Origin of the sequence: Frankia torreyi, from assembly GCF_000948395.1 — a bacterium.
GTDB lineage: Bacteria > Actinomycetota > Actinomycetes > Frankiales > Frankiaceae > Frankia > Frankia torreyi.
The window spans coordinates 60,093-73,636 of sequence record NZ_JYFN01000001.1 but is presented as its reverse complement, the minus strand read 5'-3'; the positions used below and the strand labels follow the sequence as shown (position 1 = coordinate 73,636).

The following is a 13,544-nucleotide window of genomic DNA, read 5'->3' as shown; positions in this document are numbered from 1 at the left end:
CCTTGGCCGTCGCCCTCAGTCGTCGCCCAGCAGGACGTCCAGGTCGACCCGCATCAGCCACTGGTCGAGCTTGAACGGCGGGTACGGCCAGGGCAGACCGTCGAGCACCATCTGGTTGACGGGCAGCCACAGGCTGCGCCGCAGCGGGTCGACCGCGCCGCGGCGCACCCCGACGTAGCGGGTCGACGGACCGCGCAGCATGTTCAGGCCCACGTCGATGGGCGGCTCGGTGCGGAAGGTCATCCGTGCGCCGCGCCCCGCCGGCCGCACGACCTGCACCAGGCCGTCGAGGCCGGCGAGCAGGACGGCGCCGGTCCGCGGGTCGAGGGTGATGCTGCGGACCAGCCCGCCCTGGTCGGTGCCGGCCACCAGATAGTCGGGCTGGTTCGCGATGCCCCAGGTGTCCGTCGGCCAGTTGCCGGTCGCCGGCGCGCGGGTCACCAGGCCGCGCTCGCGGCCGAGCTTCGGGTAGACGGCCACGGTCTCGGCGTGCAGGCCGTCACTCTTCGTCCGCGCCACGTAGAGCGTGCCGTCCGCGCCGAAGACGGCGGATTCCATCCGGGAACCGTCCTGCACGGCGCGCACCGCGGTGCTGCACGGGGTGATGGTGCCGCGGGACGCCGAGTAGGAGAACTCCTGGATCGGGAACGGCTGCGTGCTGTAGTCCAGGCCCCGCACATCGCTGATCAGGACGAACCGCTCGTCGTCCGGTTCGCTGGTCGGATCTGCGACGACCTCCCGCGGGTTGACGACCAGCGCGATGCCCAACGGCCGGACCTGCGGATACTGCCAGTGCGCCAGGACCCGGCCGGCCGAGTCGACGACGAGCAGCGCCCCGTTGTCGGTTCCGCCGCCGCCGGCGCCCAGGTACTGGGCGATGACCAGGTGCCCGCTGCGTGGCAGGCGGGCGATGGACGCCGGCCCGCGCGAGGAACGCGGCTGCAACGGCGTGAGCGGCGGAAAGGCCTGTGCGGCGAGGGACGGCGAGGCCGTCGTGGCGAGCTGCTCCGCCGTCCAGGACACCTGCGGGTCATAGACCCACCGCGCGGTCGGCTGGTCCCGGCGGAGCTGGCCCACGCTCGGCAGCTCCCCGTCCACGGCCGTGTTCCAGCCGTAGTACGGCATCAGCGAGGTGAACAGCACCCGTTGGGCGCCGTCCGGGCCGGGCACGACGATCACGTCGGAGGTGTCCCCGCCGCCGACGCCGCGGTAGTTCGGATCGAGCCGGGGCAGGCTCAGGCGGCCCTTCGTCGAGGGGATCACCAGCCGGGTGAACCGCTCGATGTCCGGCTCGAAGATCTCGATCTCCATGTCGGTACCGGTCAGCTTCGACTGGTCGTCGGAGAACGGCGTGGTCGTCATGAACACGGTGCCGTCGGCCGACACCGCAGAATTGAACGCGGCCTGGCCGGGGCCGAAGCCCCACCCGGGCACCTCGGTGACCCGGACGGTCGTCTGGCCGCCGTCGAAGTTGCCGAAGCTGCCGGGCGCGCCGTAGATGGTCAGCAGGTTCTCGGGCAGCTTCGTCACCGAGCCGGCCTGCACGGAGGGGCCGGCGGTGACCCCGCCGACCGGGGTGGACGGCTGGCCCTGGGGCAGGCCGCCGGGCACCGACCCCTCCGACGACAGCAGCCGCCCGGCGATGAGCCCGCCACCCGCGGCCGCGCCCAGTCCCACGGCGGTCACGAGCAGCCGGCGGCGACTGAGCCGGGTGTGCTGCGCACCCGCGGCCCTGTCGTCCTCCGCGGCCGGCTTGGGGGGGGTCTCCGGCTGGTCGGCGCCGGGCAGGTCCGCGGCCCCGATCCAGGTGGCCTCGGCGGCACGGTCACGCCGGCCGGCGCGGTCCCGGCGGCGGGCACGGCGACCGCGTTCGGTCTGGTCGGTGTCCCCGCCGAGGAAGGCACCGGCACGACCCGGCAGGGTGTCGTGGTCGTCGCTGCTGGGGCCGCCGTCATCACCGTCGTTGGCGGTGTGGCTGCCGCGGGGGGCATGGCTGTCTCGGGGGGCATGGTTGTCGCGGGGGGCATGGCCGCCGTCGGGGGCATGGCCCTTTCCGAAGCGGACCTGCCTGCCGATCCGGACCTGCTTGCTGCGGCCAGGCAGAGTTTCATGATCATCAGTGCCGTCGCCGAGGGCACCGCCCCGACCGGTGAGGTCACCATCCCGGGTCGCGCCATCCCGGGTCGCGGGGTCCGGGGCCGCGCCGTCCCGGGTCGAGGGGTCCCGGGTCGCGGGGTCCGGGACGCCGGTGTCCGAGGCGCGCCTGTCCGGGGCCGCGGCACCCGCAAGAGTGGCACCCGAAACGGTGGCGTGCGAAACGGTGGCGCCTGGGGCAGCGGCGGCCGGGTCGTCAGATGCGTCCGGGTCAGATGCGTCCGGGTCAGGGGTGCCCGGGTCAGGGGTGCCCGGGTCGGGGGTGTACGGGTCAGGGGTGTACAAAGCGGCGGCGTCCGGGTCAGGGGCGTCCGGAGAAGCGGCGTCGGGACGGCTTGCTCGGTCATGACCGTCGGGGGTGTCCCTGCCGCGACGACGGCCATGTCTGCCGACTGTGGTGCGCCCGCGCTCACCGCCGTCGGCATCCGAACGGATCTTGGCTGGCATGTGCGGTGGCCTCGCCTCTCAACGCCGGTGGGCCCTCTCGAGGCCGGAGGGTGGGGGGCCCCGGCCGAGTAGGACGACCGTACCCGACGGATTAGAACGACATATCGGACAAGGCCTTTGGACCACGCCCGTCCGGGGGCGCCTAGACCGGCGCGGGGAAGCCCTCCTCGGGCCGCGCGTCGCTGATCGACGCGGCGCCGAGCGGCGGCGCGTCCCCGCCGCCGCGCCCGTCGTCCCTGACCCTCCTGCCCGCCGCCTGCCGGTCGGCGTGGTGGAGTTGGACCACGAGCAGCCCGACCGCGAGCGCGGTCACCGACTCGGCGGCGAGCGCCGCCGTGGCCGTCGCCATCGAGCCGCCGCCCGCCGAGACCAGCGCCGCCGCCGTCGCCACCGTGGCGACCGCCAGCACCCCGACCACCCGGCGGACCCCCGCGCCGAGCAGGTAGGTGGTGAACATGAGGGTGACGGCCAGCAGCGTCATGCTCAGCGCCAGCACCCACAGGGCGGGGGCCGCACCGGTCAGGTGGGGCCCGAATACCAGGCCCAGCAGCCACTTGGCCCCGACCAGGCCGATCGCGGCGAGAAACAGGCCGGGCGCGACGACGAACGCGAGGGCCACCGCCAGGGTCGCCCCGGCCGAGCGGCCCTCCTTGCGCCGCCGCGCCGCCTCGGGCAGCAGGAAGTTGGCCACCGCCAGCCCGATGAAGACCGGCACCTTGCAGGCTGTCGAGATCGCCGCGTAGCCGCCCACCCCGTCCGTGCCCAGCCAGCCGACGATGACGACGTCCATGTTCTGCAGCAGGGCCAGCGGGATGAGCGCACCGAGCGCCACGGTGGTGTCGGCGATGACACTCTGGCGGGCGCTGGCGCGCGGGGCCGGGATCGGAATCGGGATCGGGCCGGTGGCCGGCGGAGTGCCGTCGTCGGGCAGCGGCGCCGACCACGTGCGGACGGCGGCCGGACGGGGTAGCCGCGGGGTGCGGGCGACCGCCCAACGGGCATGCTCGGCGCCCACGATCACGCCGATGACGATGCCGAGCCCCGCGCCGTTGACCCCCATGCCCGAGACCACAAAGACGATCACCAGGCCGATCCGGACGAAGCCCTCGACCACGAAGTTCACGGCCAGCCGCTGATAGGCGCCACGGGCCTGCATCAGGCCGCGTTCCACGCACAGCAGCGTCCACAGCGCGGCCCCGATCGTGGCCTCGGCGATCGCCACCGGGTGAGGGTAGGACATCAGCGCCGCCGCCGGGCGGGACAGCGCCAGGGCGGCGACGGTGGCGACGACGATTCCGACGCCGCAGGCCCCGCGCAGCCGACGGATCCAGGACCACTGCTCGCGGCGGGTGTCCCCGGTCCCGGACGTCTCGTGCTGCACGACGGCGATGAGCAGGGCGTTCCCGGCGACCGACAGGATCAGAAAGATGCTCACCTGAACGGACACGGCGCCGTAGGAATCGGAATCGAGAGCGCGCGCGACGATCAGGTTCATCAGCAGGTTACAGCCGTTGACGAGCATGCCGGCGACCGCCAGGGCTGCCGGGCCGGCCAGCAGGCCGGACACAGCCTCTCGCGAGGGCTTCGCCATCAGTCTCCCCATCGGGAACGGAACACGTCGATCACCCGTGGCGGAACACCGGCCATGGTATGTGCCCGCCGATTTTTCCGACATCTGTAGGTTGCAGGCGAACATGCTAAGCCCTGTCGATCGAACCGAGAGGAACGCCACCGGTGATCGGAAGCCCCAGCACGCCGCACCCCGCCGGGCTCGGGGAGCACCGGTACCTGCCCACCCTCGCCGGCCGGCACGTGGTGTTCCTCAACTGGCGTGATCAGGACCACCCGCAAGCCGGGGGGGCCGAGCTGTTCTGCCAGTCGATCGCCGAGCGGTTCGCCGCAGCCGGCGCGCGGGTGACGCTGCTGACCTCCCGGCCGGCCGGGGACGGGGGACAGGCGCTGCCGGTGGCCGAGCACGTGGCCGGGGTGGACGTCCGCCGTGGCGGTGGCACCTTCGGGGTCTATCCGTCCGTGCTGGGCCGGCTGGCGGGCCTCGGGCGGGGTGGACACCGCGTCGACGCGGTCGTCGACTGCCAGAACGGGATCCCGTTCTTCAGCCCGCTGGTGCTGCCGGCGTCCACACCGATCGTCCAGGTGCTGCACCATGTCCACCAGAAGCAGTTCCCGCTGTACTTCCCGGGTCCGGTGGCCAAGGTGGGGCAGTTGCTCGAGGCACCGGGCAGCCGGCTGGTCTACCGGCGCCGCCCGGTGGTCGTCGTCTCCCCCTCGACCCGGGCGCAGGCACGCGAGGTGCTGAGCCTGCCCGGCCCGCGCTTCCTCGTCCCCAACGGCGTGACCGCCGCCGTCCCCTCCCCCGCAACCACCGCCGTCCCCTCCCCCGCAACCGCCGCCGTCTCCTCCCCCATGACCGCCGCCGGCATGGCGTCCTCGGGGGATGCGGCGGACCCGGCGGCGGGGCGTCCGGCCGCGGCGCCGACGATCGTGTGCGTCGGTCGGCTCGTGCCGCACAAGCGGCTGCACCTGCTCCTGGACGCGCTGCCGACGCTGGTCGCCGCTCATCCAGGTCTCACCGTCCATGTCGTCGGCGACGGCCCCGATCGGCAGCGGCTGGTCGCCCGCGCGGTCGCGCTCGGCCTGACGACCGTCTCCGGGGACGGCCCCCTCGGGGAGGGCGGCCACGCCCGTGGCGGCGACTCCCGTGGCGGCGACGTGGTTCGGTGGCATGGTTACACCGACGCGGCCACCCGCGACCGGCTGCTCGCCTCGGCCTGGCTGACGGTGAACCCCTCGCACGGGGAGGGGTGGGGGCTGTCGGTGCTGGAGGCGGCCGCCCTCGGGGTGCCGGCGGTGGCGTTCCGGGTGCCGGGGCTGCGCGACGCGGTCCGGGACGGGACGACGGGCTGGCTCGTCGACGAGGGCGTGCCGCTGGCGGGAACGATCGGCAAGGCGCTGCGGACGCTGGCCGATCCGCCCGCCGCGGCCCGGCTGCGCGCGGCCGCGCGCGCCTGGGCGGCCGGATTCACCTGGGACGCCAGCGCCGAGCTGCTCGCCCGGGTGGTCACCGCCGAGATCGACCGGCTGGCGCGGCCGGTCGGCTCGGGCCGCGGAGGGAGGGCGGCGCGCGATCGCCGCCGAGTCGACGACGCGCTCACCCACGCCACGTTCACGCTGCCGGCCGGCGCGCCCCGCCCCGCCCTGCGCCGCACCGACCTGGTGTACCGGCCGGATCCCCACGGGGGCGAGGTGGTCGCCGTCCTCTACGGCGCCGGCGAGGCCGCCGCGCGGGCGGCGTTGGCTCGAGCGGGCGTGTCCGCCGAGCCTCGGCTGCGTCCCGGCACCGGAGAGGACCTGCTGCTCGCCACGAGCCGCGAGCTGGTGTCGGGGGCCGACGCGCCGCCGGCCCCCGGCTTCTCGCGGGTGGCCGCCGGGGTGCCCGCCCGCGGGTGAGGGCCCCGGGCGGGCGGTGCCTGCGGCGGCCCACCGGCGCGCCGCCCAGCCTCGCGTCAACGCGACGGAACGGCCCCGCCGCGGCGGGTGGTCACCGCGGGCGACGCCGCGCGGTCCGGCCGCGGGGCCCTGGCCACGGCGGGCGTGGGCACGGCGGGCGTGGGCACGGTCACCGGCGTCGGCACGGTGGCACCGGGGGCGCCGGTGGCGCCCAGCTCGACGAAGGCGGCTCGGAACAGATCCGCGAAGGCCGGCACCGAGCCGGGCCCGAGGAGATGGCGGTGGTAACCGAACGTGACGTTCAGGCTGTCGCCCATCCCGAGCACGCCGATGAACAGCCCCTGCGGCATCCCGGCCGTCCCGGTGAAGTACACGGCGCTGATCGGCAGCCCAGCGGCCCCGGCCAGGTCGTCGAAGCGACCGAGGTTGCTCACCGCGGCGGTCGGGGCGAGCACCGGGCGCCCCGCGGCCACTCCGCAGCGCAGCAGCGTGCTGCGCCACGGGCCGGGCACGAACCGCGCCGCAGCGACCCCGAGCGCCCCGGAGAGCCCCGGCACCACCGGCGGGATGGCCTGCTTGGCCAGGTCGGTCTGCTCCACCACGCGGACGGCGAGCTGTAGTGCGTCGACCCGGTCCGCGACCTCACTCGAGATGATCGTCAGACCGGTGCGGTTGCCGCCGATCTCGCCCGGCGCGGGGACCGACGGCGCCGCGGCCGACGACGGCGAGGACGCCAGGGCGATCGGCATCCGGATCCGCAGCCGGCTGGACCCCCCGCCCCGGCGGGAGTTCCACCGGTCGACCGCCAGATGCGCCGCGCCGATCAGCAGATCGTTGATGGTCATCGGCCGGCCGTCCGGCAGCGTCCGCCGGCCGGTGGGCGCCGGCAGCGTCAGCGGATGGAAGCCGTAGCCGTCGCCCCCCGCCGCCAGCGGCGTGATGTAGCGCCCGGAGTGGCGGACGAGCGTGGCCCAGCCGGGCGCGCCGGCCCGGGCGAGCGGCTGCACGCCCGCCGGCACGCCGCGGTGTCCCTCGCCCGGTGCGACGGCACCGTCGCGGTCGGCGGCGTAAGCCGTCGCGCGATAGTGGTCGAGGATCTCGGCGACGAGCGCGGCGAGCCGCAGCCCGTCGAAGGCGAGGTGATGGGCCACCACGCTGAGTTGGTCGCCGTCGGCCCGACGGATCAGCGCCACCCGGATCGGCGGGTAGCGGTGCAGGTCGAACGGCGCCGAGGACAGGATCTCGTGGATGCGCCACCCGTCGGTTCCGTCGTCGACGAAGCCGACCGGATCCGCCGTGGGTTCGGCGGGGAACCGCCAGGCGTGCTGGCGGGATCCGTAGAGCACAGCGCGGGCCATCGGATGACGACGGATCGCTGTCCACACCGCGGCCCGCAGCCGCGCCGGGTCCAGCCGCCCCGTCGTCTGGACGAATAGCCCGCAGGTCAGCGGCGCACTCGCCCGGTCCGACGCGGCGAGAATCTGCTCACCCGGAGTCAACACCCGATCGGGTATCGGCGGTGCCGGAGCCCCGCCGTCCTGCGCCAATCCCATTGTCGTAGGCCGGCCTCTCTGCAGGGGATTTCGCGTTTTCACGGCGATGGCGCGCGTCGCCGTCGAGGAGCAGGTCCAGCGTAACCAGGGAAAATCGCTTGCTCGGGAGAGAGGTCACCCGCCGCCGGCCCGTCCGGACCCGCCCCCGCAAGGTCACCCCGAACAGGGATATGGCAGGCAGAGGCCATAAAAACGGTGTCTGTCGGGGCATACGACCCACCCGGACACCGGGCCGCTACTCACGCAAAGTAGCCAATTTGTGGGCGTAACGAATCCCAAAGGTCGCCCGCGCCCCGCACCGTCGTCCTACCCCCCGTCCCGAAACGGGCACCCTGTCACCCAGTGTTACCCACTGGTCGGCATCGTCGGGACCTGAGAGGATGCCCCCATGATCCTCCCGGTCATCGTGACGACACTCTGCGCGATCGGGGCGCTCGGCCACGGCGCCAGAGGACTGCGCCGACCGGCCAGTTTCGGAGAGGAGCGCCATGACCGGCAACGAGAGGTGCCCGTCGGGCCGGATTGAACTCGCGGACCTCGTCTGCCTCACGGGCGAATCATCAATACACTACACCGATCAAACGATTCCCCATGAACGCGACCTTGCCATCGTCGAACTGTTGGGTAAGGCGCGGCGCGGCGGCGGTCTCGAACAGCTACTGGACCTGATCCGCCCGGAGGTGGAGGCGGAGACCCTGCGGGCCTTCGGGTTCCGGATGGCCGCACTGGCCGTTCGCCGAACCGACCCCGACCTGCTGCGCCTGGGGCTGCTCGCCGTCGCCCTCGCCAGCCTGCGCAGCATGGACCGCCGCGACGACTTAGGCGCGCTCGCCCCGCTCTGGCGGACGGCGAGCCTGCTGCGCCTTGACCCATCCCACGAGTTCACCGCCGCGGCGGCGGAACTCCCCGCCGCCGCCGAGTTCCTGCTGGGCTGGGTGGACCGCACCCCGGACCTGCAGGATCTGGTCGAGATGGGGTTTCGCGAGTCGGCGGACGAGGACGGCTTCCGCTACGTCAGGGACGCGACCGTCCGTCGCCGCATCCTCGAGGAGGACTACGCCCGCCGGCCCCGCATCATCCGGCTTCTGTCCGCCCGCCAGCGGCGCCGGTGGCTGCGCGAGAACGGCTTCGACTGACGCGGGCGCGGCTCAGCTCGCGTCGGCGGCCTGCCTGCGGGTGACCCTCAGCCGCGCCTGCGCCAGCACGGCGGGCATGTTGCGGATGACGTCGCGGTCGCGGTCGCGGTCCTCCTCGGTGAGCTCCTCCCAGTCCACCATCGACGGGTGCCGCTTGTCCGGCTCGGCGTCGCTGCGCAGCGGTCCGTAGGAGTAGCCCTGGCGCTCCTTGTGCCGGCGCCACCGGACGTGCTCGTCGCGGGCGAGTTTCTCGATCTCGGCGTCGGTGAAGGCGAACGGGTCACCGTCCGGCCCGGNGGAGACGATCGACCAGTCGCGGGCCTGCACGATCGCCGCGTACTGGGCGGCCTGCGCACGGTTGGCCTCCCGCAGCGGCTCGGCCAGCTCCGCCCACGGCCGCAGCCCCGGGCGTGACCCCGCCTCGTGCCGCTTGCCGAGCTCGTGGTCGAGGTAGCGGCGGTGGATCGCCTGCGCCATCCGCTCGACGCACCCCGGGTCGAGCAGCGGCGCGGTGCCCGCCGCGGCTGCGGGGGCCGTTCCGGACTGCCGGGTCGAGGATCCGCTCACAACCATTGTCATGGCCCGGTGACTCCTTCTGAAACGGATGGCGGCCAAGGATCGAACTGCCGGTGTCGCGGCGCCGCTAGTCGAGTCTCTTGCTTGCGGTCCGCATGCCGCCACCGGAAGTCCGCCGCCCGACACGGGAATCAGGACCGCCGGAACCACGACCGTCGGCTTCAGGAATCTCCGGATCCGCGGGCCGTTCCCAGACCCAGACGGCCAGCGCGGCGAGCACCGCGGCGAACGCCAGCGAACCGAGCACCTGCACGGGCACCCCGAACGCCCCGTGCCCCGACCCGGGCTGACTGTTCGGTTCCACCGCGACCCCGATGCCGGCGCCGAGCATCGCGATCGCGGCGAGCCATCCCAGCACCTGCGGCCGCGACCGCCCGAGCCAGACGAACACCGGCACCACCAGGGCGACCGGGCCGGCCACCAGGACCAGCGCGACCGTCGCCAGCCCGGTCCACAGCACCCGCACGGCACGGCCCGACGGCGGTGCCCCCGGCCGCGCCACCCCGGGCGACCGGTTCGCCCGCGGCAGCCGCGGGAAGACCGGGTACCCGTTCTCGTCGGAGCGGCGCCGCAGCCGGAAGCGCTCCGGCAGCACAGCCAGCCCGACGAGCACGAGCACCAGCAGCAGCCCGACGATCAGGCCGCGGCGGTACTCGGCGCCGGGAATGTTGTCGATGACGACGGTGCCGCCGGCGCCGGCCGGCACGATCCAGCCCTGCTGCCAGCCGTCGAGGCGCACCGGCGTCAGCGTGGTGCCGCCGAGCTTCGCGGTCCACGAGGAGTTCGCGTTCTCCCGGACGGCGAGGAACGCCCGCTCGCCCGCGCCGATCTGGACGGTCCGACGCTCAGCACCCCACTGGCCCACCACCGTCGCGCGCGCCGCCGGCGCGGCCGGCTGACGCCCGGCACCCATCAGCGCCAGTGAGTCGACGAGGATCGAGGTCGGGCCCTGGTCGACGCGAAGCAGGTGCGTCCCGGCCGGCAGCGTCAGGCGGCTGCCCTCGGAGCACAGCAACGCCTGCACCGGCAGCACCGAGGTGACGTCGCTGTTGCGCCCGATGATCCGCAATGGGTAGCGCTCGCCGTCGACGACCAGGGTGGGACCGCTGCCGCAGGGCACGACCAGCGGCGCGTCGTCCGCCGGCGGGGTACCCCGGGGAGGCGGCAGGAAGCTCGCCGTGCCGTTGACGGTGAACGTCATCTCCCGGGGCACGTCGAAGCGGCGGGACAGCGCCAGCTCCTCCGAGCCGCCGAACGGCTGCGCCGGGTCGACCCGCTCCCGCGCCAGCGAGAATGCGACGTCTCCCTGGTCGGCTCCGGCGAACAGCCGGCCGACGTCGTCGGGGAGCTGCGCGTAGTGCTGGAACGCGACGCCCGGGATGGTGATCTCCCGGATGCCGGCACCGAGGGTGTCGTCGTTCTCCCGGTCGACCCGTTCGAACGTGAGCCGGTACCAGCGGCTCTCCCCCGGTGGGACGGCGAGGCGCTGGATGTCCTCCACCGGGGACACCTCGGTCACGACCGCACCGGTCTCGCTGGTCACCCGCATCGCCCGCACGGCCGGTCGCCAGGAGCCCTCCGACAGCAGGCTGATGTCGATGTAGGGCACGGTCATCCGGCGGCCGACGTCGAGCTGGATCCACTGGCCGGCGGAGGTGGTGCCCTTCTTGCGCATGGCCGTCCAGGCCGTCGCGGCGAACCCGTCGACGGCGGCCGGGGGCGCGAGGTCCGGCGCGGCGAGCAGGTCGTAGCCGTAGGAGGAGGCGGTGACCGACATGCCGCCGACGAAGCCGGCGACGGTCTGGTGACCGGCCACGTCGTCCTCGGCCCACTGGTTGGGCTCCCCGGTCCTGCCCACCGCGTTGCCGGTCGGCCCGAGCAGGTAGGAGTTGGCGTCGTGGACGATGCCGAAGGTGCTGTCCCGGCGGGTGAAGGTGTCCGTGTCGACCCAGGCGGTCGACGGGCCGATCACCTCCCGCGGCGCGGCCTTGATCGCGTTCGGGCTCGTCGACGCCGCCGTCGCCGAGGCCGACGGGTCGGCGAGGTCGCTGGCGAGCACGACGGGCCGGTCCGCGCCGAGCAGGCCCTGCGCGGCGAGCTGCACCGTCGCCTCGGGCCCGCCGGAGACGACGACAGCCCTGTCGGCGGCGTAGGACTGGACCAGCTTCGCGCCTGTCGGCACCGTCCAGATCTCCAGCGCCGGCACCTTCTGCTTCGGGTTGCGCAGCTCCGCGACGAGCCGTTCCTTCGCCGAGGCGCGCGCGGGCACCTGCGGGCCGAAGGACGCGGCCAGCGTCAGCCCGGAGGATCGCAGCGCCCGGTGCAGCTCGTCGGTGGACGGGGGAATGTCCCAGTCCTTCTGCTCCAGGTCGTTGCGCAGCAGAATCTGGCCGATGCCGGCCCGGGCCAGCGCGTCACCGAGCCCCGGCGCGGAGCCCGTGGCCAGCTCGCGTTCGATGCCGTCCATCAGCCGGGTCACCCCGGTTCCGCCGAGCGGGATGAGGCTACGCACCCCCCAGGGCGTCTTCGCCAGCCACTGCAACGGCTCGTCGAGTGGACGGCCCCAGTCGTACTCGGCGAACGGTGAACCGGGCAGGACCAGCGCCCGGCCGCCCTGCGGGTTCCCGCCGAGCCAGTCGGCGGCCTGCACCCAATAGTCGGGCACCTGCGTGAACGGGCGGGGCTGCAACGCGCGGCCGGACAGCGCGGGAGTCATGCCGCAGACGAGCGCGACCGCCGTCACGGCGGCGGCCGCCGTCGTCACGCCGACCCGAGGGCGCGCCCAGCCCCGTCGGCCTGCGGCGCGGCGGAGCCGCGAGGGCGCGCGGCGGACCCGGACGGGCAGGGCGACCACCGCATGCCCGACGCCCAGCGCGATCGGCAGCCGCACCACCGGCTGGAACTTGTAGACGTTGCGCAGGAAGCCGAGCTGGTTGCGGAGCAGATCGCGCGCCACGCCCGACAACGGGCTGCCCGGATCGCCCGGGTAGGCCGCAGCGATGGAGACGGTCCCGACGGCGAGCGTCACCAGCAGGAACCGGCGGGCGGGCAGGTCCGGCCGGGACAGCCCCCACAGCCCGATCGCGGCGACGGCCGCGGAGCCGACGATCGGCACCGGCCGGGAGACGTACTCGGTCGCCGCCGGCAGCCAGGGGCGCGGAAGTTGGAGGTAGGCCATCCAGTCCGTCGCGCCGCGCAGCGCCTCGGCGACCGACGTGGTGGCCGTCGTCGTCTGGACGGTCTCGGTGTACGGGAGGAAGTTCAGCCCGTAGCGACCCTGCACCATCAGCGCGAGCAGCCACCAGGTCGAGGCGAGGATGACCGCCACCACCCACCAGGCCCGCAGCGCCCACGCCCGGCGGGTCCCGCCCGCGAACACAAGCACCACCGCCGGGCACAGCAGCACGCAGAGCGTGACAGTGGCGTTGATGCCGCCGGTCCCCAGGACGGCGAGGCCCGACAGCGCGGCAGCGCGGCGCGGGGACAGCCGCCGCGCCGGATCGGCGGCCGGGTCGTGCGCCTCGCGCCAACCAAAGTCGTCCGGCGGGCCGGGGGACGCCGCCGTGCCGGTGTCCGCGCCGAGGGCACCGTCGGGGCGCAACGCGAGGATGAGCGGCAGGGTGATCCAGGGCAGCATCGCCGCGCCGGCGAGCGCGACGGAGGTCGCCCCGACCTTGCCGAGGAACATCGGCGACAGGGTGTAGGCGAGCCCCGCCAGTACCCGGGTGACAGGCACGCCGAGGCGCAGCGCGTCGGCGAGGCGCACGACGCCCCACGAGGAGACGGTCAGCAGCAACGCCATCCACAGCCGCTGCGTCGCCCAGGGCGGCAGGCCGACCAGCTTGGCCAGGCCGAAGAAGGGCCCCATCGGGAACAGGTAGCCGACGTACTGGTTCGGCACGTAACCGAACTCGGCGAGGGAGTTCCACAGATGGGTGGCGCGACCCATGAAGCCCCACGGGTCGAGCGGGACGTCGAGCTTGGTGTCCGCGGTCAGCCGGCCGGGCGCCTGGAGCAGGTAGAGCACCGCGAACCCCACCGCCATCCCGAGCAACGGCCACCGCGAGGTCCGGCGGGTACGCAGTGAGGAGGCGGGGGCGGAGGTGAATGCGGCGGATGACCGGGCCACACGCGGGCCGGTCGCCGTCGCGACGGGACCGCGGGCGGGGGAGAAGATCGCTGGCTCCAGGGTCGAGAACAGGTACGCCAG

At 74.2% G+C, this 13,544-nt stretch carries 7 protein-coding genes and 1 pseudogene; 2 read left to right on the top strand and 6 right to left on the bottom strand.

Features of this window, described 5'->3' with window-relative positions:
• Nucleotides 1-15: 15 nt before the first annotated feature.
• Both FF36_RS40295 and FF36_RS00290 read right to left on the bottom strand, forming a co-directional pair.
• Complete coding sequence (locus FF36_RS40295) at nucleotides 16-2,439, bottom strand: hypothetical protein (protein WP_422615056.1); 2,424 nt, start codon at nucleotides 2,437-2,439, stop codon at nucleotides 16-18.
• A gap of 304 nt (nucleotides 2,440-2,743) precedes the next feature.
• Complete coding sequence (locus tag FF36_RS00290) at nucleotides 2,744-4,192, bottom strand: lipopolysaccharide biosynthesis protein (protein WP_044882894.1); 1,449 nt, start codon at nucleotides 4,190-4,192, stop codon at nucleotides 2,744-2,746.
• Between the two features lie 143 nt (nucleotides 4,193-4,335).
• Here FF36_RS00290 and FF36_RS00285 point away from each other — a divergent pair, with 143 nt between their 5' ends.
• Complete coding sequence (locus FF36_RS00285; protein WP_044882893.1) at nucleotides 4,336-6,069, top strand: glycosyltransferase family 4 protein; 1,734 nt, start codon at nucleotides 4,336-4,338, stop codon at nucleotides 6,067-6,069.
• A gap of 56 nt (nucleotides 6,070-6,125) precedes the next feature.
• Here the strand turns inward: FF36_RS00285 and FF36_RS00280 are convergent, their stop codons facing one another.
• Nucleotides 6,126-7,571 carry a condensation domain-containing protein gene (locus tag FF36_RS00280; protein WP_242418861.1) on the bottom strand — a complete coding sequence of 482 codons (1,446 nt, stop codon included), beginning with the start codon at nucleotides 7,569-7,571 and terminating at the stop codon, nucleotides 6,126-6,128.
• A 539-nt stretch (nucleotides 7,572-8,110) separates the two neighbouring features.
• Here FF36_RS00280 and FF36_RS00275 point away from each other — a divergent pair.
• Nucleotides 8,111-8,758, top strand: coding sequence for a hypothetical protein (locus FF36_RS00275; RefSeq protein ID WP_236705696.1), 648 nt, complete (start codon nucleotides 8,111-8,113; stop codon nucleotides 8,756-8,758).
• A gap of 12 nt (nucleotides 8,759-8,770) precedes the next feature.
• Here FF36_RS00275 and FF36_RS36645 read toward each other — a convergent pair whose 3' ends face one another.
• The 3 genes and pseudogenes from FF36_RS36645 to FF36_RS00265 all read right to left on the bottom strand — a co-directional run bounded on the left by FF36_RS36645 (nucleotide 8,771) and on the right by FF36_RS00265 (nucleotide 13,379).
• Nucleotides 8,771-9,013, bottom strand: a complete 243-nt coding sequence (locus FF36_RS36645) for a RyR domain-containing protein (RefSeq protein WP_242422216.1) — start codon at nucleotides 9,011-9,013, stop codon at nucleotides 8,771-8,773.
• 42 nt (nucleotides 9,014-9,055) lie between these two features.
• Nucleotides 9,056-9,337 (bottom strand): annotated as a pseudogene (locus FF36_RS36640) (RyR domain-containing protein); the annotation flags it as partial.
• 64 nt (nucleotides 9,338-9,401) lie between these two features.
• A complete protein-coding gene (locus FF36_RS00265; protein WP_044882889.1) occupies nucleotides 9,402-13,379 on the bottom strand; it encodes a DUF3367 domain-containing protein in 3,978 nt (1,325 codons plus the stop codon).
• Nucleotides 13,380-13,544: the final 165 nt, after the last annotated feature.